This window comes from Streptomyces purpurogeneiscleroticus, from assembly GCF_020024005.1.
Taxonomy (GTDB): Bacteria; Actinomycetota; Actinomycetes; order Streptomycetales; family Streptomycetaceae; genus Streptomyces; species Streptomyces purpurogeneiscleroticus.
Genome location: NZ_NHSG01000128.1, coordinates 1 through 18,597, shown reverse-complemented (window position 1 = coordinate 18,597; position 18,597 = coordinate 1). Strand labels below are relative to the sequence as shown.

The window sequence follows — 18,597 nt, the reverse complement described above, 5'->3', positions numbered from 1 at the left end:
CCCCCGGCGCCGGAAAGATCAACCTCGACAAGGGCCGGGTCAGCCTCGAGAAGAACCAGACCGTTTCCCTGGTCAAGGGCGGGCAGCCGCTGCTCTCCTCGGTCCGGATGGGCCTCGGCTGGGAGCCCGCGTTCCGCGGCAAGGACATCGACCTCGACGCGTCCGTGATCGCGTACGGCCCCGACCGCAAGAAGATCGACAACTGCTTCTTCGGCAAGCTCTCGATCCTCAACGGCGCCATCCAGCACTCCGGGGACAACCTCACGGGTGAGGGCGCGGGCGACGACGAGGCGATCACGGTCCACCTCAGCGGCCTCCCCCCGGAGGTCACGGGCCTGGTCTTCACGGTGAACAGCTTCTCCGGTCAGAAGTTCACCGACGTCGCCAAGGCGTACTGCCGCCTGCTGGACGCGCAGTCCGGCGAGGAGCTGGTCCGCTTCAGCCTGACCGGCTCGGAGAAGCGGACGGGCGTGCTGATGGCCAAGCTGATCCGGCAGTACAGCGGCGAGTGGGAGATGACGGCCCTCGGCGAGTTCGTCGACTCCCGCACGGTCCGCGGCATGGTCAAGCCGGCCGCCCAGGCGCTGTGACCGGCGCGCCGCCCGGCCCGGCCACCGCCGCCGCCAGCCGGCGGTAGGAGTCGAGCTGGGCGGCGCGGTCGTAGGTACTCGTCGTGACCAGCAGCTCATCGGCACCGGTGTCAGCGAGCAGCTCGGTGACGGCCGGGCGCACGTCACTTTCCGTGCCGTGGATCTGCCCGCGCTGCGCCCGCTCGTAGAACTCCCGCTCCTTGGCGGTCATCGACGGCTCCCGCGCGAGCACGTCCGCCACCGGCTCCAACGGCGGAAAGACCCCGCGCGTACGGGAGTACGCCATCGCCCACGCCTCCGGGAGCAGCAGCCGACGAGCCTCCTCGGCGGTGGCGGCCACGGCGACAGTCGCGGAGACCACAACGTACGGCCGCTCCCACAACGCGGACGGCCGAAAGCCGGTGCGGTAGCGGTCGATGGCGCGCAGCAGCGCGTCCCGCCCGCGCACGTCGCCGATCACGAGCGCGAGCCCCGCCTCGGCGGCGATCTCCGCCCCGGCCCCGGTGGCCAGCACGAACGCGGGCACGCTCAGCCCTTCGGCGGGCCGGGCGTGCACCTGCGGATGCGCGGTCTGATTGCCCGCGAAGTAACCGGTCAACTCGGCGAGCTGCGCACCGAAGTCCCCGACCGCGTCCTTGTCCGTCCCCAGCGCCCGCCGAATCCCATCCGTGAACCCGACCGACCGCCCCAGCCCCATATCGATCCGCCCCGGAAAGAGCGATTCCAGTACCCCGAACTGCTCGGCGACGACCAGCGGCCGGTGATTGGGCAGCATGACCCCGCCGGTACCGACCCGAATACGGCGGGTGGCCGCGGCGACGGCGGCGGCCAGCACGGTAGGAGCCGACCCGGCCACGCCAGGCACGCTGTGGTGCTCCGACACCCAGAAGCGCCGATAACCGAGCGCCTCCACCTCCTGGGCAAAACGCACGGTCTCCTGCAACGCTTCCGCCTGCGGCCGCCCCGCTCTCGTACGGGACCGGTCGAGCACCGAGATCCGCGGAGCCACTGTCGTCGAGTTCACGATCAGTACAACGCTCCCCGCGGCGCAGGATTCCGCTACGCCTCCACGCCAGGCAGCCGCTCCCCTCGCAGGTCGGCAACGAGCACAGCATCCTCGACCGCCCGAGCCAGATACCGCACGGCCCGCCGCAACTCCGCCCCGGAGGCCTCCGGGTCCCCGGCCATGGCACGCCCCCGCGCGACGTCGGCCCTCGCCATGACGAGCATCTCGCCCTCCATGACATCGGCCAGATGATTCACCAGCCCGTCCCCCAACGGCACATAGGCCGTCCGCCCACCATCGGTCCACGGCAGCCGTCGTAGGCTCTCCATGTCGGCACTCCTTCACAGTGTCGGCCACGCCCCGGCGACCGGGTCCGATCCGGTCGCCGGGGTCCTCCAAGCCGCAAGCGTGCACGGAGTGACGGCTGTGTGCTACCGCGTAATCGCGATACCGCATAAGGTCGCGGCATGGACCTCGATCGTTCTGTGCCGGTGTGGCCGCAAGTGGCTGCCAGCCTCCGCCGCCGCCTCAATGCCGGTGAGTGGTGCCCTGGCGAACGCTTCCCCAGCACGATCGCGCTGGCCGCTGAGTACCGAGTGGTCCAGTCGACGGTCCAGAAGGCCATCGTCCAACTCCGCAAGGAGGGCCGCATCCACACGGTCCTCGGCGCCGGCAGTTACGTCACGGGCTGAGCAGAGGCCGGGAAGCGTGGAGATCGTTTACGAGTACGTCCGCATCGCTGAGGACCTGGCCCGCCAGATCGAGGCCGGGGAGATCCCGAAGGGGGGACGCCTGCCGAATGAGCGGGAGCTGGCGGAGGTCTATCACGTCTCCGCCGGAACGGTCCGCCGCGCCGTCCAGGAGCTACGCGCTCGGGGCTTGGTGGCGACCCTCGCCGGCAAGGGGACGTTCGTCATCGCCGGAGCGGACGACGGGGTATAGGCCCCCGATGACCGAGATGCCGCGCTACCGCTAGGAAGAGCCGGCCGACCAGATCCAGGAAGAGGTCCGGTCAGGAAAGCTGGCCAAGGGCGCCGCCCTGCCCGCTGAACGTCGCATGACGGAGGTCTACGGCGTCAGCATCGGGACCGTACGCCGCGCCGTCGCACTCCTCCGCGACCGGGGCGTGGTGGCCACGCTCCCCGCGAAGGGCACCTTCATCCTGGGCACCGGAACAGAGAACGCGGCGCGGCCGCAGGCCGACGGCAGCCATGGATCTTGACCGCTCCGTGCCGGTCCGGCCCCAAGTGGCCGCTGAGTATCGCGTAACCCAGTCGACGATCCAGAAGGCCGTCGTCCAGCTCCGCAAGGAGGGCCGCCTGCGTACGGTCCTGGGTGCGGGCAGCTACGTCATGGGCTGAGCGGGGCAGCCGCTCTGGTGCGGGGGCGGCGCAGGGCCGAGAATCGGGGCGTCGCCGAGCCGCGAGGAGTCCGGATGTCTGCCGAGCAGCCGCAGCCGCCCACCGTGCCCTCCCTGGATGAGATCTACGGGGAGTTCGATCTGAGCCACGTGCCCGCGTTCGCCGGTGGGTTCATCAACTTCGGGTACTGGGCCGACGCGCCCACCGACCGGCCGCTGACCGAAGCCGATCGGATCGGGACGGAGAAGGAGCTTTACCGGCTGGTCCTGCGCGGCTTCGACCGTACGGAGGGGCGGGACGCCGCCGAGGTCGGCTGCGGACTGGGCCTCGGCTCGGCGCTCGCGCTGTGCGAGTACGGGTTCGGGTCGGTCGTCGGGCTGGACGTCCATCCCGAGCAGGTCCGGCGGGCCCAGGAGCGGAACGCCGCCGTGCGGGACGCGCACCCGGGGCGGCTGGAGTACCGGCGCGGCGCGGCCGAGCGGCTGCCGCTGCCGGACGCATCCGTGGAGTGTCTGTTCTCGGTCGAGGCGGCCCAGCACTTCCCCGATATTCCGGGCTTCGCCCGGGAAACGGCACGGGTGCTGCGCGCGGGCGGCCGGCTGGCGCTGACGACGTTCTTCGCCACCGGCCAGGAGGCCGCCCGCGCGCTGCCCGGACTGCTGCCCACCTACGCCGACGGCCTCGACCTCGCCCATGTGGCGGACGAGGTCGCCGCCGCGCTGGAGGGGGCCGGACTGTCGGACGTGCGGATCCGGGCGATCGGGGAATCGGTGTGGGCCGCGTACGACCGGTATCTCGGGCAGGTGCCCGAGCTGCGCGACCTGTGGCCGCGCCGGTTCCTGACCGCGTACGAGAAGGGCCTGCTGGACTACTACGTGATCACCGCGGACCGCCCGGAGACCGGCTGACCCGACCGGAGACCGGCCGGCCCGGCCGGCCCCCGGCTGACCCGGCCGCCCGGATTCCCCCCGGATCCGGCCGGCCGTGTCGCAGGTCAGCCCTGGCGCCGCCAGGGGCCGGTGATCGCGAGCATGATCCCCGGGTCCTGGATGTTGGCGAACAGCGTCTCCCCGTCGGGCGAGAAGACCGGGCCGGTGAACTCGCTGTACACCGGCTCCTCCGCGGTCCCGATGTTGATCTCGTTGCGCGCGACCGGGTAGGTCCGGCCGTCCTCGGTGGCGCCGAAGAGGTGCTGCACGCCCTCGCCGTCCTCGGCGATGATCAGGCCGCCGTAGGGCGAGACGCTGATGTTGTCCGGGCCGTCCAGCGCGCCTTCCTTCGACGGGTCGGCGTTGATGCCGAAGCGGATCTTCAGGGTCAGCGTGCGGCGCGCGGGGTTGTAGAACCACACCTGGCCGTCGTGCTCGACCGGGCTCTCCTCGCGGGCGTAGGACGACACGACGTACACGCCGCCGTCCGCCCACCACATGCCCTCCAGCTTGCGGGCGCGGGTGATCTCCCCGTCCTTGAACTGCTTGCGGACCGAGGTGGTGCGGGCGTCCCGGTCGGGGACCTCGACCCAGTCCACGCCGTAGACGGTGCCGGGCTCGGTGGCCCGCGACAGGTCGTCGACGAAGCGGCCGCCGGAGTCGAAGCACTTGAACGCGGCGAGCACGCCCGCGTCGTCGGCGAGGGTACGCAGCTGCCCGCGGCCGTGCGTGAAGCCCTGCGGCGGGGTCCAGCGGTAGAGCAGACCGTTGGGCTCCTCGGCGTCCTCGGTCAGGAAGACGTCGCCGCGCTTCGGGTCGACGACGACGGCCTCGTGCGGGTACCGGCCGAACGCCTTGATCGGCTTCGGGTCACGGGCCGCCCGCTCGTCGTGCGGGTCGACCTCGAAGACATAACCGTGGTCCTTGGTCATGCCGTTCTGGCCGGCCTTGTCCTCGGTCTCCTCGCCGGTGAGCCAGGTGCCCCAGGCGGTGCTGCCACCGGCGCAGTTGGTGGAGGTACCGGCGATGCCGACCCACTCACTGATGTGGCTGCCGTCCTTGGAGACCTCCACGACGGTGCAGCCGCCGGCCGCCGCCGGGTCGTAGACCAGGCCCTCGGCGAGCGGCACCGGGTGCTTGGCCTCGGCGCGCGGGCCCTTGATCTCGTGGTTGTTCACGAGCAGGGTCGCGCCGCGCTGCCCCTCGAAGGTGGCCGTGCCGTCGTGCTTGGCGGGCGTGTACTCGCCGCTCTCCAGCTTGGTCTCACCGGTACGGGTGATGATCTTGTAGCTGAAGCCGGCGGGCAGCGCGAGGATGCCCTTCGGGTCATCGATCAGCGGACCGTAACCGAGCTGCCGCGTCCCGTCGTCGGTGGCCTCGCCGGTCTCCTCGCCGATGGCCCCGGGGGCCGTGGCCAGCACCCCGACGCTGCCGGCGAGCGCCACTCCGGCGCCGGTGTACGCGGAGCGCTTGGCGAAGTCCCTGCGGGTGAGGGGCATGGTGATCTCCTGAATGGCTGGTTTCTCTCTCCCCCGTCCCGACACAGGCTTGCGGGCCCTTCCGAACAGCAGTTGAACAGGGCACGACGTTCAGGAAGCCTTTCGCCCCACGGCAGTGAACCATGACAAACAAGGTCATCCACGCCATGCCGCCATGTACTGCAAGATTTCTGGCTTTCCACCTTGACCGCCCCCCACGGCCGGCAATAGACATTCCCTACCTGCATCACCCGTAAGGCGAGCGCCGGGCCGGCGGCCGTACGGACGGGTCGTCCGTACGCGGCAGTACGGACAGGCCCACCCGCTCCAGGCCGTACCGGACCCTGCGTCTCCCTCCGAGAGCCGGCCCGCCACGGCGGCCCGGCCCGTCAAGCCACACGCGGTCCCGCCCCGGAGCCGTGCGCCCGCCTGCCCGGCGCGCGACGGCCGGGCGCGCGGGACGCCCACCGGGGAAGAGGTGGTCTGGTGTGAACCAGCCCGAGATGATGCGCGGCCCCACCGGCGGACAGGTCAGTGACGCCTCGCGCCAGCAGGCGCTGTCGGACTTCATGAACCCGCAGCACCCGCTCGCCAACGTCGTCGGCTTCGGCCACGGCGTGAAGTGGACGGGCGGCGAGCCGACGGGCGAGGAAGCGGTCCTGGTCTTCGTGACGCAGAAGGTCCCCGAGTCGGTACTGTCCGAACGGGACGTCGTGCCGCACGAGATGGACGACGGCACGCCGACGGACGTGGTCGCCGTCGGCCATGTCGCGGCCCAGCGCACCCGCCTCACCGCGCCGGGCGGCGGCACGGAGGAGCAGACCGGCTTCGGCCCCGACGGCGGTACGTCCGTACTGCCCGGGCCCCTGCTGGACGAGCTGGGCCAGGAGCTCGGCAGGCTCCGCACGGCCGCGGAGCCACAGCGGCTCACCCGCAGGATGCGCCCGTGCCCGTCCGGCTTCTCGGTCGGCAGCGTGCGGATCACCGCGGGCACGCTCGGCAGCGTGGTCTACGACCTGCTGCCCGACGCGCGGATCAACCCCCCGGAGCCCGGCACCGGCATCCCCGCCAGGTACTACATCCTGAGCAACAACCACGTGCTCGCCGACTCCAACCGGGCGCCGCTGGGCAGCCCCGTGGTGCAGCCCGGCCCCGCGGACGGCGGCATGGACCCGGGCGACCGGATCGGCACGCTGTCCCGCTTCGTCGCGATCCAGTTCGCACCGCAGGTCCCGCTGGCGCAGCAGAACAACATCGTGGACGCGGCGCTGGCGAAGGTGGAGTTCCAGGACGCCACCCGCGAGCAGTACTTCAACGGCCCGCCGCGGGCCTGGCGGCGCAAGACACAGGTGGCGGTGGGCGACCGGGTGAAGAAGGTCGGCCGGACCACCAACCTGACGATCGGCCGGATCCTCTCCACCGACGCGACCATCGACGTCTCGTACGGCACGGCCGGCACCGCGCGCTTCAAGGACCAGATCATCACCACGAACATGTCGGCCGGCGGTGACTCCGGTTCCCTGGTCACCTCGCTCGACAACGTCGCCGTCGGCCTGCTCTTCGCGGGGTCGCAGCAGGTCACGATCATGAACCACATCGAGAACGTCCGCGCGCTGCTGCGCGTCGAGATCGCCGAGCAACTGGCCTGACCCGGGGAGCGAAAGCCATGACGAGCGCAGCCAAGAAGAAGGGCCAGGGGCAGGAGCACCGGTTCATCAACGCCCAGGGCTCCGAGGTCAAGACGCACGACGAGGCGTTCGCCGCGCAGCGCGACGTATCGGCCGAGGCGCTGCGGGTCACCGCGAAGATGCGGCTCAACAACGGAGCCCTCACCTTCGACATGGAGGTGGCCTACAACCCCAACACCTATCCGCACATCATCACCGGTGGCCGGATCACCTCCGGCATCTGCGGCGCCCCGTGGGACATCACCGGCGGCGAGCTCGGCCCCCGGCTGGTACTGCGGGCCGCCCGCCCCGGCGGCTCGGGCAACTGCGCCCAGACCATGACGGTCATCGGCCAGTTCCAGGTACCGCTGTCCTACCGCGGTACGTACGGCTTCAACGGCCAGTCCGCGTCGTTCCCGCACACGACGCAGTACTTGTGCTGAGGCAGTACTTCTGCTGAGAAGCTCGACGGGCTGACGGCCCGCCGGGCCTCCGCAGTGCCGGAGCGGACCGACGGGCCGTCAGTTGTCCTTCTTGGAGCGGGCCTTGAAGGCCGCCTTGCGGGCCTCCTTGGCCGCCTTCTTGTCCGGGTGGAGCCGGCCCATCGCCTCCAGGACGTCGGCGGTGGCCGGGTGGTCCACCCGCCAGACCGCGTCGAAGAAGCCGGTGTGCTGACCGACCAGACCCTCGACCAGATCCCGCAGCTCGGCCGCGTCCTCGTCGGCGGTGCCCAGCTGCGCCGCGAGCGTGTCCACGGTCAGCCAGAAGATCATGTCCTGGGAGGGCTCGGGGATGCCGGTCGCGCCGTGCTCGGCCAGCCAGACCCGGGCCAGCCCGCCCAGCTGCCGGTCGTCCAGCACCTCGCGGAGCGCGGGCTCGGCCTCCGGGCCGACCAGCGACAAGGTCTGCTGGCAGGCGAGGCGGCGCTGCGGCGCCCGCTCGTCGTCGCCGCGCGCGGCGGACAGCAGGTCCCGGGCCGCGCCGAGGCTGTCGCGGGCCGCGAGCCACTGCTCGGACTCGGCCTGCGCCAGCATCTCGGGGTAGTCGGGCAGCGCGCCGAGCAGCACGTCGGCGCCCTTGTCGGCGAGGTCGCCGACGGCCGGGGCCTCGACGCCCGCATCCAGCATCCGCGCGCGGACCGCGTACATGCCGAGGGGGGTGAGCCGGACCATGCCGTACCGGCTGACGTCCTCGTCCTCCAGCGGCCCGGCCGACTGCACGGTCTCGCCGTCCTCGTCCAGCTCCTCGATGAGCGCCTCGTCCACCGGCTGGTACGCGACCAGGCCGATCGGCTCCAGCACCCGGAACTGGTCGTCCAGGCGCATCATCGCCTCGGAGACCTCTTCGAGGATGTCGTCGGTGGGCTCGTCCATGTCGGCCGGGACGATCATGGAGGCGGCGAGCGCCGGCAGCGGGACGCTCTGCTCCGGGTCCTCGGCCAGCGCGCAGAGCATGTAGAGGTTGCCGAGGATGCCGTCCAGCAGCTCGGCCTCGTCCTCCGGATTCCAGTCGATGGAGTCCAGGTCCAGCTCGCCGCCCTCGGCGATCTGCTCGACGAGGTCGCCGAGGTCGGGCGCCGCGGCGTCGGCCAGTACGGTCTCCATGCCGCCGAGCCAGATGGCCAGCACGTCCTGGGGGCTGCCGGCGGTCAGCAGCCGCAGCTCCTCGCCGGGCGTGGCCGTACCGGACGGGGCGCCGTCGGGCAGGTCCTCGTCCTCGCCCGCGTGCTCCTCGATCTCGACCAGGCCGGTGTCCACGGCCAGCTGCCACGCCTCGGCGGCGTAGCCGGTGCCGTCCTCGTCGACGGCCAGGCCCAGGTGGGCCGCGGCCTCGGCGAGCTGCTCTTCGAGGAGGTCGCCGCCGACGCCGACCGGTACCTCCCGCTCGGCCCAGCGGGCGAGCTTGGCCGCCCGGGCGAAGAGGGGGGCGCTCAGCGCGTCCCTGGCCAGCTCCGCTTCGGGGTGCAGCCGCACCGGGGGAAGGGTGGGGCGCTCGTCGGACATCTAAGGTTCAGCTCCTCGGGCGGACTACTGCTGGTGCGTCGCCCAAGCGTAGACGGAATCGTGATGATCCCGGGCGGTTCACCGGCCCGTCCGGGGTGCCCGGCGGCGGGCGGTTCACCGGCCCGCCCGCCGCCGTACACCGGGCGAGTATTGACAACTACCGGCGGCACACAAGAGATTGACGCGCGTAGCGGACCGTCCTCCGATACGCAGCTCGGCCCTTTCCTCCCTTTGTTTCCCCACGCTTCCGGAGGCCACCATGCCGTCCCGCCGTACGTTCAGCAGACCGCTCACGCTCGCCTCGGCGGCCGCCGCGGCCCTCGCCGCAGGGCTGCTCGCCGTCCCGCAGTCCGCGGCGGCGGCCGACGCCAGGATCCATGACATCCAGGGCGGTACCCGGATATCCCCGCTGGCCGGAAAGCAGGTCACCGGCGTGCCGGGCGTCGTCACCGCCGTACGGTCCTTCGGGTCCGCGCGCGGCTTCTGGTTCCAGGATCCGCAGCCGGACCGGGACCCGGCCACCAGCGAGGCCGTCTTCGTCTTCACCGGGAAGCAGACCCCCGAGGTCGCCGTGGGGGACGCGGTGGAGGTGAGCGGCACGGTCACCGAGTACTACCCCGGCGGCAAGGACGCCGGGCTGCAGTCCGTCACCGAGATCACTGGCGCGAAATGGACGGTGAACTCGGCGAAGAATCGTCTCCCCGCGGCCTTCACGCTGGACCCCGCGTCCGTGCCGAATCGATACGCCCCGGACAACGGCGGCAAGGACATCGAGCCGCTGAAGCTGCGGCCCGGCTCCTACGCGCTGGACCGCTACGAGTCGCTGGAGGGCATGCGGGTCGCGGTCTCCGACGCGCCGGTCGTCGGCGCCACGAACACCCACCACGAGCTGTGGGTGACGGCCGAGCCCGGCCACAACCGCACCGTGCGCGGCGGCACGCTCTACAGCTCGTACGCCGACCCGAACGCGGGCCGCCTCAAGGTCACCTCGCTGATCCCGTTCGCCGAGCGGCCCTTCCCGGTCGCCGACGTCGGCGACGCGCTGACCGGCACCACCGCCGGGCCGCTGGACTACGACAACTTCGGCGGCTACACGATCGAGGCGACGGACCTGGGCACGCTCGCCGACCGCGGGCCGGCCCGCGAGACCACCCGCAAGCAGTCCGCTGACGAGCTGTCGGTCGCCACGTACAACGTGGAGAACCTCTCGCCGAAGACCGCGCAGGCCAAGTTCGACCGGCTCGCCGAGGCGCTGGTGAAGAACCTCGTCGCGCCGGACATCGTCGCCCTGGAGGAGGTCCAGGACGACAACGGGGCCACCAACGACTCGGTGGTGACCGCGGGCGCCACGCTCAAGAAGCTCACCGACGCCGTCAAGAAGGCGGGCGGCCCCGCCTACGAGTGGCGCCAGATCGACCCGGCCGACGACCAGGACGGCGGCCAGCCCGGCGGCAACATCCGCGTCGCGTTCCTCCACAACCCCGAGCGGGTCTCCTTCACGGACACCCCCGGCGGCGACGCGACGACGCCGGTGAAGGTCGAGAAGAAGGACGGCCGTCCGGCGCTCTCCGCCTCCCCCGGCCGCATCGACCCGGCCAACGCGGCCTGGAAGGACAGCCGCAAGCCGCTCGCCGGACAGTTCTCCTTCCGGGGCAAGCCGGTCTTCGTGGTCGCCAACCACTTCAACTCCAAGGGCGGCGACCAGGGCCTGGACAGCCGCTTCCAGCCGCCGGCCCGCACGTCCGAGACCCAGCGCACCGCCCAGGCCGAGGCCGTGCACGGCTTCGTCGAGGGCGTGCTCGCCGTCGATCCCAAGGCCGCCGTGATCGTCGCGGGCGACCTGAACGACTACCAGTTCTCCCCGGCGCTGAAGAAGCTCACCGCGGGCGGTGTCCTCACCGACCAGGTGAACCGGCTCCCGAAGCCCGAGCGCTACGGCTACGTCTACAACGGCAACTCGCAGGCCCTGGACCACATGCTCACCAGCCGCGCCCTGAACGGCGCCGACTACGACATCGTCCACCTCAACGCGGAGTTCGCCGACCAGGCGAGCGACCACGACCCGCAGGTGCTGCGCGTCAGGCCGTGAACCGAGGCGGCGGCGCGGGGGCCTCGCCCGCGCCGCCCGCGGGCTCCCGCTCCGGAGCCGGCTCCCCCACCAGGTCCCGTACCAGCAGCGTCGCGCCCGCCACCGCGCCCGGCATCAGGATCACGGCGACGAACGGCACGAGGAAGAGCAGCACGAGCGGGGTGCCGAAGCCGACGGCGAGTGCCTTGCGGCCGCGCAGCAGGCGCATCCGCTCGCGCACCGGTATCCCGCGGCGCTGCAGGGCCACCGAGGCCAGTTCGAGGGTGAGGAAGAAGCCGGAGACGCAGAAGCCGATGGCCGGGATCACGGTCTGGCCGATGACGGGCACGAAGCCGAGGAGGAAGAAGAGCAGGCCGAAGCCGGCCGCGCGCAGCAGGACGTACACGCTGTCCTTGAGCGCGATCCACACCTCCCGCCACAGCGAGAGACCGAGGCCCTCGGGGCACTCCCCCTCGGACTCCTCCACCTTCTCGGAGAGCGACTCGTAGAACGGGTCGCCGACCAGCAGCGTGACGGCGGTGAAGGTCAGCACGGACAGCAGCAGGCCGCCCGCGACCAGCAGCGCGACGAACAGCCCGCGCAGCAGCCCCTGCCAGGGCGAGCCCCAGCCGTCGGCGAACGGCGTCGCCCAGGCCGCGAGGTCGTCCGCCCAGAAGAAGAACACGGTCAGCGCGACCGCGTACAGCACGAGTGTGAGCAGCGCGGGCAGCAGCCCGAATCCCCACCACCGGCCGTGCCGCGCAACCCAGCGCTGCCCCTTGCCCCAGTAACCCAGCCCCGCCACAAGATCACGCATAGGACCACCCTAGCGGGCACCACTGACAACGCCGACGGCCCGTGCGATCCGGGGATTCCGGAGCGCACGGGCCGTCGGTCGGCGTGTGCCGTATGCGTCAGTTGTGGTGCAGCACGTCGTTCAGGCCGCCCCACTCCGCGTTGTTCGGGCGGGCCTCCACCACACCGGTGGTGGAGTTACGGCGGAAGAGGATGTTGTCCGCGCCGGACAGCTCGGCGGCCTTCACGATCTGGCCGTCGGGCATGGTCACGCGGGTACCGGCGGTGATGTACAGACCCGCCTCGACCACGCACTCGTCGCCCAGCGCGATGCCCACGCCGGCCTCCGCGCCGACCAGGCTGCGCTCGCCGATGCGGATGCGCTCCTTGCCGCCGCCGGAGAGGGTGCCCATCGTGGAGGCGCCGCCGCCGATGTCGGAGCCGTTGCCGACCACGACGCCCTGGCTGATCCGGCCCTCGACCATGGAGGTGCCGAGCGTGCCGGCGTTGAAGTTGACGAAGCCCTCGTGCATGACGGTGGTGCCGGCCGCGAGGTGCGCGCCCAGGCGGACCCGGTCGGCGTCGGCGATGCGGACACCCGCCGGGGCGACGTAGTCCGTCATCCGCGGGAACTTGTCGACGCCGTACACGGCGAGGTGCAGGCCCTCGGCGCGGGCGTTCAGCCGTACGGTCTCCAGCTGGTCCACGGCGACCGGGCCGAGCGACGTCCAGGCGACGTTCGCCAGCAGCCCGAACAGGCCGTCGAGGTTCTGGCCGTTCGGCTGCACCAGGCGGTGGCTGAGCAGGTGCAGACGGAGGTAGCCGTCGTGCGCGTCCAGCGGCTTGTCGTCCAGGGAGGAGATGACCGTGCGCACGGCCACGATCTCCACGCCGCGGCGGGCGTCGGGGCCGAGCGCCTTGGGCGCGGCCTCGCCGAGCAGTTCGGCGGCGCGCTCGGCGGTCAGCCGCTCGGTGCCGGCCGGGCCGGGCTCGGCGACGAGCTCGGGCGCCGGGAACCAGGTGTCCAGGACGGTGCCGTCGGAGGTGACGGTGGCGAGTCCGGCGGCGACGGCGCCGGTGGTACGGGAGGTAGCTTCGGTCATGCGGAAAACCTAACCGGCGCGCCCCCGGCCTGGCGAACCGGTCTCAGCGGTCAGACGCGGGACCGTCCGGTACGGGCTCCTCGCCGACGACCCGCGCCACCTCGGCCCGCACTTCGTCACGGTCGAACGGCCGGCCGGTGAGCAACGACTGCAGCAGCATCCCGTCGATCAGCGCGGAGAGCGTGCGGGCGGTACCGAGGTCGGTGTAGCGGGCGAGCACGTCCAGCGTGCTGTCCAGCCATTCGGCGGCGACCGGGCTCAGCGCGGGCCGCCGCAGCGCCGCGAGGTACAGCTCGTACTCCATCCGCACCCGGCCGCTGCGGCTCTCGTCCATGTACGCGGCCAGCAGGTCGGCGATCCGGTCCGCGAGCGGCGCGTCCCGCTCCAGGTACTCGGTCCAGCCCTCCACCGTGGTGCCCGCCTCGCCGCACACCTGCCGCAACGCGGCCACCAGCAGGTCGTCCAGCGACGCGAAGTGGTACGTCGTCGAGCCCAGCGGCACGTCCGCCGCCGCGGCCACTACACGGTGGCTGAGCGCCCCGATGCCGCGCTCCTCGGCCACCCGGATCGCCGCGTCGATGATCCGCTGCCGCCGCTCGGGGTCGTAGCGCCGCGGCATCAGTGCGCCCCGCCCAGGTTCAGCAGCACCACGCCACCGATGATCAGCGCGATCCCCATCAGCCGCGCCGCGTTCGCCGCCTCCCCGAGGAAGAGCATCCCGATCGCCGCGATCACAGCGGTCCCGGCCCCCGACCAGATGGCGTACGTGGTCCCCACACTCATCGTCTTCAGCGTCTGCGCGAGCAGCACGAAAGCGATCAGATACCCCACCGCGGTCCCGACCGACGGCCACAGCCTCGTGAACCCGTCGCTGTACTTCATCGCCGTGGTGGCCAGCACCTCCACCAGTATCGCCGCACCAAGCGTCACATAGCCCATACGTACGAGCGTACACAACGATGCGTACGGACGTACACAACGCGGCGCGCGGGGCACAACGGAAACGGCTGTGCCCGCCGGGAACACCGGCGGGCACGGCCGAAAAAGGTGACGACGGGAGGGCTCAGACGTTGAACCCCAGGGCGCGCAGCTGCTCGCGGCCGTCGTCGGTGATCTTGTCGGGACCCCACGGGGGCATCCAGACCCAGTTGATCCGCAGCTCGTTGACGATGCCGTCCGTGGCGGACTTCGCCTGGTCCTCGATGACGTCGGTCAGCGGGCAGGCCGCCGAGGTGAGCGTCATGTCGATGGTGGCGATGTTGGCGTCGTCGATGTGGATGCCGTAGATCAGGCCGAGGTTGACCACGTCGATGCCCAGCTCGGGGTCGACGACGTCGTACAGGGCCTCGCGGACCTCTTCCTCGGTGGCCGGCTTGAGGGCCGCGGCGGGCGCCTCAGCGGTCTCCGCGGCGCTTGCGTTCTCGGTCATGCGGTCTTCGCCTCCTCGGAGAGGGCTTTGGCGGTCGCGTCCTTCCACGCCATCCAGCTCAGGAGGGCGCACTTGACGCGGGCGGGGTACTTGGAGACGCCGGCGAACGCGACCGCGTCCTCCAGCACCTCCTCCATGGCGTCGTCGGGCTCGATCTGGCCCTTGGACTGCATCAGCTCCAGGAAGGTCTCCTGGATCTGCTGCGCCTCGCCGAGCTCCTTGCCGACCAGGAGTTCATTGAGGACGGACGCGCTGGCCTGGCTGATGGAGCAGCCCTGGCCCTCGTACGACACGTCTTCAATGGTCGCGCCGTCCAGACGGACGCGCAGGGTGATCTCGTCGCCACAGGTCGGGTTGACGTGATGCACCTCGGCGTCGCCGTCCCGCAAGCCCCGGCCGTGCGGGTGCTTGTAGTGGTCCAGGATGACGTCCTGGTACATGGAATCCAGCTTCACGGGTCAGTCAGTCCTCGTCCTCATCCGAAGAAATTACGGACGTGCTCCAGGCCGGCGACCAGGGCGTCGACCTCGGCCGGGGTGGAGTACAGATAGAACGACGCTCGTGTCGTCGCAGGAATTCCGTACCGCAGGCAGACCGGGCGGGCGCAGTGGTGGCCGACGCGGACCGCGATGCCCTCTTCGTCGAGCACCTGTCCCACGTCGTGCGGGTGGATGTCACCGAGCGTGAAGGAGATCGCGGCGCCGCGGTCCTCGGCCGTGGTGGGGCCGATGATCCGCAGGTCAGGGACCTCCAGCAGCCGCTTCACCGCGTACTCGGTGAGCGCGTGCTCGTGCTCGGCGATCCGCTCCATGCCGATGGAGTTGAGGTAGTCCACCGCCGCGCCGAGGCCGACGGCCTGGGCGATCGGAGGCGTACCGGCCTCGAACTTGTGCGGCGCCGGAGCGTAGGTGGAGGAGTTCATCGAGACGGTCTCGATCATCTCGCCGCCACCGAGGAACGGCGGCAGGTCCTCCAGCAGCTCCTGGCGGCCCCACAGGACGCCGATGCCGGTCGGGCCGCACATCTTGTGGCCGGTGAAGGCCACGAAGTCGGCCTGGAGCGCCTGGACGTCCAGCGGCATGTGCGGGGCGGCCTGCGAGGCGTCGAAGACGACGAGCGCGCCGACGTCCTGCGCCTTGCGGACGATCGCCTCGACCGGGTTGACCGTGCCCATGAGGTTGGAGACCAGGGTCAGGGAGACGACCTTGGTCTTCTCCGTGATGATCTCGTCGATGTTGGAGAGGTCGAGCCGGCCGTCCTCGGTCAGCCCGAACCACTTCAGCTTCGCGCCCGTGCGCTGCGAGAGCAGCTGCCACGGCACGATGTTGGAGTGGTGCTCCATCTCCGTGATGACGATCTCGGTCTCGTGGTCCACACGGTAGGGCTCGTCGGCCCAGCCCAGCATGTTCGCGACGAGATTGAGCGACTCCGAGGCGTTCTTGGTGAAGATCACCTCGTCGCGGCTCGGTGCGTTGATGAACTCGGCGACCTTGTCGCGAGCACCTTCGTACAGCGCCGTGGCCTCCTCGGCGAGCACGTGCACGCCCCGGTGGACATTGGCGTTGTAGCGTTCGTAGTACTCGCTCAGCACGTCGATGACCTGGCTGGGCGTCTGCGAGGTCGCGGCGCTGTCCAGGTAGACGAGCTTCTTCCCTTCATGGACCTCGCGGCCCAGGATCGGGAAGTCCTTACGGATCGCCTCTGTGTCGAGGAGGCCCGGCAGCTGTGTCACGCGGTAGCGCCACCCTTCACGTATGCCTCGTAGCCCTCGGCCTCCAGCTTGTCCGCCAGCTCGGCGCCGCCGGACTCGGCGATCCGCCCGTTGGCGAAGACGTGGACGAAGTCGGGCTTGATGTAACGGAGAATCCGCGTGTAGTGGGTGATCAGCAGGGTGCCGACCTCGCCGGACTCGCGGACCCGGTTGACGCCCTCGGAGACGATGCGCAGCGCGTCGACGTCCAGGCCCGAGTCGGTCTCGTCGAGGATCGCGATCTTCGGCTTGAGCAGCTCCAGCTGGAGGATCTCGTGGCGCTTCTTCTCACCGCCGGAGAAGCCCTCGTTGACGTTGCGCTCGGCGAACGCCGGGTCCATGTTGAGGCGCTCCATGGCCTCCTTGACCTCCTTGACCCACAGCCGCAGCTTGGGGGCCTCGCCGCGGATCGCGGTGGCGGAGGTGCGCAGGAAGTTGGAGACGGAGACGCCGGGGACCTCGACCGGGTACTGCATGGCGAGGAAGACGCCGGCGCGGGCGCGCTCGTCGACGGACATCTCCAGGACGTCCTCGCCGTCGAGGGTGACGGTGCCGCCGGTGATCGTGTACTTGGGGTGACCCGCGAGGGAGTACGCGAGGGTGGACTTGCCGGAGCCGTTGGGGCCCATGATGGCGTGCGTCTCGCCCTGCTTCACGGTCAGGTCGACGCCCTTCAGGATCTCGCGCGGGCCGTTCTCGGCCTCGACGGAGACGTGCAGGTCGTGAATCTCAAGCGTTGCCATGGGGAACTCAGGACTCCTGGGTGACGGAGACGAGCACGTCGTCCCCTTCGATCTTTACGGGGTATACGGGGACGGGCTGCGTCGCGGGAAGGCCGGACGGCTTGCCGGTGCGGAGGTCGAAGCTGGAGCCGTGCAGCCAGCACTCGATGGAGCAGTCCTCCACTTCGCCCTCCGAGAGGGAGACGTTCGCGTGCGAGCAGATGTCGTTGATCGCGAACACCTCGCCCTCGGTGCGGACGACCGAGACCGGGGTGCCGTCGAGCTCGACCCGCTTGGGGGTGTCTTCCTCGAGCTCGCTCAGCCCACAGGCTCGTACGAAGTGGGGGGTCATGCTACGGACGCCTCCAGCTCGGCATCGATCTTGGTGAGGAGGCGCTCCTCGACGTCCGGCAGGCCGATCTGCTGGACCAGCTCGGCGAAGAAGCCGCGGACCACCAGGCGACGGGCCTCGTCGGCGGGGATGCCGCGGGCCATCAGGTAGAACAGCTGCTCGTCGTCGAAGCGGCCGGTCGCCGAGGCGTGGCCGGCGCCGACGATCTCGCCGGTCTCGATCTCCAGGTTCGGCACCGAGTCCACCCGCGCGCCGTCCGTGAGGACGAGGTTGCGGTTGAGCTCGTAGGTGTCCGTACCGGTGGCGGCGGCGCGGATGAGGACGTCGCCGATCCAGACGGCGTGCGCGTCCTGGCCCTGGAGGGCGCCCTTGTAGACGACGTTGGAGCGGCAGTTGGCCGCCTCGTGGTCGACGAAGAGGCGGTGCTCCTGGTGCTGGCCGTTGTCGGTGAAGTACAGGCCGTAGAACTCGGCCTCGCCACCGGGGGCTGCGTACGTCACGCGGGGGTTCAGCCGGACCAGGTCGCCGCCGAAGGTGACGACCACGGACTTGAAGGACGCGTCCCGGCCGACCAGGGCGTTGTGCTGGCCGGCGTGGACCGCGGTGTCGTCCCAGTCCTGGACGGAGACGACGGTGAGCTTCGCGCCGTCGCCGAGGAGGTAGTCGACGTTGGCGGCGAGCGTGGCGTCACCGGTGTGGTCGATGACGACGACGGCCTCGGCGAAGGCTCCGAGCTCGATGACCTGGTGACCGTAGGCGACCCCGCCCTCGCCGTGCACGGCGATGCGGATGGGCTCGCTGAGCACGGTCTCCTTGGGCACGGAGACCACGGACGCCTTCTCGAAGGAGCTGTACGCCTGCGCCGCGACCCGGTCGATGGGCGTGCCGGCCTTGCCGACGCGGGCGTCGTCGCGGTCCGCGGTCTCGACCGTCACGCCCTCGGGCGCGGTGATCTCGACCGAGACGCCGCCGGTGGCGGTGGCGGTGCCGTCGTGGAGGCCCTTCAGGCGCTCCAGCGGCGTGAAGCGCCACTCCTCCTCGCGGCCGTGCGGCACGGGGAAGTCCGCCACGTCGTAGGACGGCGGGGCGCTCATCCGGGTGGCGACGGTGGACTCGGCGGCCACCGCGATCGAGCCGGCGGTGGAGGACCCCGCCGGGATGTTCTGAGCCTCAGCCATGGCTGTCGTAGTGCTCGCTTTCTGGATCAAGAAGTTTGCTGCGGCGGGGGTGGGCCGGGTCCGTGGTCTCCGTGCCCAAGGAGACCACGGACGCCTTCTCGAAGGAGCTGTACGCCTGCGCCGCGACCCGGTCGATGGGCGTGCCGGCCTTGCCGACGCGGGCGTC

General features: G+C 70.9%; 22 protein-coding genes. 8 read left to right on the top strand and 14 right to left on the bottom strand.

Translation table 11 applies throughout. The annotated features are described in order from the left end of the window. The coding region (locus tag CCS38_RS06920) for a TerD family protein (protein WP_223732308.1) at positions 1–590 on the top strand (590 nt) is incomplete at its 5' end. Here CCS38_RS06920 and CCS38_RS06915 read toward each other — a convergent pair. Both CCS38_RS06915 and CCS38_RS06910 read right to left on the bottom strand, forming a co-directional pair. Next, complete coding sequence (locus tag CCS38_RS06915; protein ID WP_223732307.1) at positions 565–1,614, bottom strand: MsnO8 family LLM class oxidoreductase; 1,050 nt, start codon at positions 1,612–1,614, stop codon at positions 565–567. The two genes, CCS38_RS06920 and CCS38_RS06915, sit on opposite strands and share 26 nt — an antisense overlap. 35 nt (positions 1,615–1,649) lie before the next feature. Further along, positions 1,650–1,925 (bottom strand): hypothetical protein, encoded by a 276-nt coding sequence (locus CCS38_RS06910; protein ID WP_223732306.1) that lies wholly within the window; start codon positions 1,923–1,925, stop codon positions 1,650–1,652. A gap of 174 nt (positions 1,926–2,099) precedes the next feature. On the opposite strand from CCS38_RS06910, the gene CCS38_RS06905 reads away from it, so the two are divergent. The 4 genes from CCS38_RS06905 to CCS38_RS06890 all read left to right on the top strand — a co-directional run bounded on the left by CCS38_RS06905 (position 2,100) and on the right by CCS38_RS06890 (position 3,865). Beyond that, on the top strand, positions 2,100–2,288 hold the full coding sequence (locus CCS38_RS06905; RefSeq protein WP_308050711.1) for a GntR family transcriptional regulator: 189 nt from the start codon (positions 2,100–2,102) through the stop codon (positions 2,286–2,288). A 16-nt stretch (positions 2,289–2,304) separates the two neighbouring features. After that, complete coding sequence (locus CCS38_RS06900) at positions 2,305–2,538, top strand: GntR family transcriptional regulator (RefSeq protein WP_223732304.1); 234 nt, start codon at positions 2,305–2,307, stop codon at positions 2,536–2,538. A gap of 52 nt (positions 2,539–2,590) precedes the next feature. Next, a complete protein-coding gene (locus CCS38_RS06895) occupies positions 2,591–2,818 on the top strand; it encodes a GntR family transcriptional regulator (RefSeq protein ID WP_223732309.1) in 228 nt (75 codons plus the stop codon). A gap of 213 nt (positions 2,819–3,031) precedes the next feature. Next, on the top strand, positions 3,032–3,865 hold the full coding sequence (locus CCS38_RS06890; RefSeq protein ID WP_223732303.1) for a class I SAM-dependent methyltransferase: 834 nt from the start codon (positions 3,032–3,034) through the stop codon (positions 3,863–3,865). 86 nt (positions 3,866–3,951) lie between these two features. Here the strand turns inward: CCS38_RS06890 and CCS38_RS06885 are convergent, their stop codons facing one another. After that, a complete protein-coding gene (locus tag CCS38_RS06885) occupies positions 3,952–5,385 on the bottom strand; it encodes an alkaline phosphatase PhoX (protein ID WP_223732302.1) in 1,434 nt (477 codons plus the stop codon). A 467-nt stretch (positions 5,386–5,852) separates the two neighbouring features. On the opposite strand from CCS38_RS06885, the gene CCS38_RS06880 reads away from it, so the two are divergent. Next, positions 5,853–7,013 (top strand): chymotrypsin family serine protease, encoded by a 1,161-nt coding sequence (locus CCS38_RS06880; RefSeq protein WP_223732301.1) that lies wholly within the window; start codon positions 5,853–5,855, stop codon positions 7,011–7,013. A gap of 17 nt (positions 7,014–7,030) precedes the next feature. After that, the gene (locus CCS38_RS06875) at positions 7,031–7,474 is read left to right on the top strand and encodes a hypothetical protein (protein ID WP_223732300.1); all 444 of its coding nucleotides are present in this window, start codon (positions 7,031–7,033) and stop codon (positions 7,472–7,474) included. A 78-nt stretch (positions 7,475–7,552) separates the two neighbouring features. On the opposite strand, the gene CCS38_RS06870 is transcribed toward CCS38_RS06875, so the two are convergent. Further along, positions 7,553–9,034, bottom strand: a complete 1,482-nt coding sequence (locus tag CCS38_RS06870; RefSeq protein ID WP_223732299.1) for a hypothetical protein — start codon at positions 9,032–9,034, stop codon at positions 7,553–7,555. Positions 9,035–9,293: 259 nt separating this feature from the next. Here CCS38_RS06870 and CCS38_RS06865 point away from each other — a divergent pair, with 259 nt between their 5' ends. After that, complete coding sequence (locus CCS38_RS06865) at positions 9,294–11,123, top strand: DUF8508 domain-containing protein (protein WP_223732298.1); 1,830 nt, start codon at positions 9,294–9,296, stop codon at positions 11,121–11,123. On the opposite strand, the gene CCS38_RS06860 is transcribed toward CCS38_RS06865, so the two are convergent. The 10 genes from CCS38_RS06860 to sufD form a co-directional block, all read right to left on the bottom strand. Next, complete coding sequence (locus CCS38_RS06860) at positions 11,113–11,919, bottom strand: EI24 domain-containing protein (protein ID WP_223732297.1); 807 nt, start codon at positions 11,917–11,919, stop codon at positions 11,113–11,115. The genes CCS38_RS06865 and CCS38_RS06860 overlap by 11 nt on opposite strands. Before the next feature lie 97 nt (positions 11,920–12,016). Then, the gene (gene dapD, locus CCS38_RS06855) at positions 12,017–13,000 is read right to left on the bottom strand and encodes a 2,3,4,5-tetrahydropyridine-2,6-dicarboxylate N-succinyltransferase (RefSeq protein WP_223732296.1); all 984 of its coding nucleotides are present in this window, start codon (positions 12,998–13,000) and stop codon (positions 12,017–12,019) included. Positions 13,001–13,043: 43 nt separating this feature from the next. Next, the gene (locus CCS38_RS06850) at positions 13,044–13,619 is read right to left on the bottom strand and encodes a TetR/AcrR family transcriptional regulator (protein ID WP_223732295.1); all 576 of its coding nucleotides are present in this window, start codon (positions 13,617–13,619) and stop codon (positions 13,044–13,046) included. Further along, on the bottom strand, positions 13,619–13,939 hold the full coding sequence (locus CCS38_RS06845; protein WP_223732294.1) for a DMT family transporter: 321 nt from the start codon (positions 13,937–13,939) through the stop codon (positions 13,619–13,621). Before CCS38_RS06845 ends, CCS38_RS06850 begins: the two co-directional genes overlap by 1 nt. A 124-nt stretch (positions 13,940–14,063) precedes the next feature. Then, positions 14,064–14,429 (bottom strand): metal-sulfur cluster assembly factor, encoded by a 366-nt coding sequence (locus tag CCS38_RS06840; protein ID WP_031065217.1) that lies wholly within the window; start codon positions 14,427–14,429, stop codon positions 14,064–14,066. Further along, on the bottom strand, positions 14,426–14,884 hold the full coding sequence (sufU, locus tag CCS38_RS06835; RefSeq protein WP_030264518.1) for a Fe-S cluster assembly sulfur transfer protein SufU: 459 nt from the start codon (positions 14,882–14,884) through the stop codon (positions 14,426–14,428). The genes CCS38_RS06840 and sufU overlap by 4 nt, the downstream gene beginning before the upstream one ends. Positions 14,885–14,904: 20 nt before the next feature. Continuing rightward, entirely contained in the window at positions 14,905–16,161 is a 1,257-nt protein-coding gene (locus tag CCS38_RS06830) for a cysteine desulfurase (protein WP_223732293.1), read from the bottom strand. Next, positions 16,158–16,922 (bottom strand): Fe-S cluster assembly ATPase SufC, encoded by a 765-nt coding sequence (gene sufC, locus CCS38_RS06825; protein WP_030264512.1) that lies wholly within the window; start codon positions 16,920–16,922, stop codon positions 16,158–16,160. The genes CCS38_RS06830 and sufC overlap by 4 nt, the downstream gene beginning before the upstream one ends. A 7-nt stretch (positions 16,923–16,929) precedes the next feature. Continuing rightward, complete coding sequence (locus tag CCS38_RS06820; RefSeq protein WP_223732292.1) at positions 16,930–17,253, bottom strand: non-heme iron oxygenase ferredoxin subunit; 324 nt, start codon at positions 17,251–17,253, stop codon at positions 16,930–16,932. Further along, a complete protein-coding gene (gene sufD / locus CCS38_RS06815; protein WP_223732291.1) occupies positions 17,250–18,431 on the bottom strand; it encodes a Fe-S cluster assembly protein SufD in 1,182 nt (393 codons plus the stop codon). Before sufD ends, CCS38_RS06820 begins: the two co-directional genes overlap by 4 nt. Positions 18,432–18,597: the final 166 nt, after the last annotated feature.

Coding starts and splice junctions, on each gene's coding strand:
- CCS38_RS06885 (WP_223732302.1), bottom strand. CDS start 5,385: ATGCCCCTCACCCGCAGGGACTTCGCCAAGCGCTCCGCGTACACCGGC.
- CCS38_RS06850 (WP_223732295.1), bottom strand. CDS start 13,619: ATGCCGCGGCGCTACGACCCCGAGCGGCGGCAGCGGATCATCGACGCG.
- CCS38_RS06890 (WP_223732303.1), top strand. CDS start 3,032: ATGTCTGCCGAGCAGCCGCAGCCGCCCACCGTGCCCTCCCTGGATGAG.
- CCS38_RS06845 (WP_223732294.1), bottom strand. CDS start 13,939: ATGGGCTATGTGACGCTTGGTGCGGCGATACTGGTGGAGGTGCTGGCC.
- CCS38_RS06870 (WP_223732299.1), bottom strand. CDS start 9,034: ATGTCCGACGAGCGCCCCACCCTTCCCCCGGTGCGGCTGCACCCCGAA.
- CCS38_RS06820 (WP_223732292.1), bottom strand. CDS start 17,253: ATGACCCCCCACTTCGTACGAGCCTGTGGGCTGAGCGAGCTCGAGGAA.
- CCS38_RS06840 (WP_031065217.1), bottom strand. CDS start 14,429: ATGACCGAGAACGCAAGCGCCGCGGAGACCGCTGAGGCGCCCGCCGCG.
- CCS38_RS06860 (WP_223732297.1), bottom strand. CDS start 11,919: ATGCGTGATCTTGTGGCGGGGCTGGGTTACTGGGGCAAGGGGCAGCGC.
- CCS38_RS06910 (WP_223732306.1), bottom strand. CDS start 1,925: ATGGAGAGCCTACGACGGCTGCCGTGGACCGATGGTGGGCGGACGGCC.
- CCS38_RS06865 (WP_223732298.1), top strand. CDS start 9,294: ATGCCGTCCCGCCGTACGTTCAGCAGACCGCTCACGCTCGCCTCGGCG.
- dapD (WP_223732296.1), bottom strand. CDS start 13,000: ATGACCGAAGCTACCTCCCGTACCACCGGCGCCGTCGCCGCCGGACTC.
- sufD (WP_223732291.1), bottom strand. CDS start 18,431: ATGGCTGAGGCTCAGAACATCCCGGCGGGGTCCTCCACCGCCGGCTCG.
- CCS38_RS06875 (WP_223732300.1), top strand. CDS start 7,031: ATGACGAGCGCAGCCAAGAAGAAGGGCCAGGGGCAGGAGCACCGGTTC.
- sufC (WP_030264512.1), bottom strand. CDS start 16,922: ATGGCAACGCTTGAGATTCACGACCTGCACGTCTCCGTCGAGGCCGAG.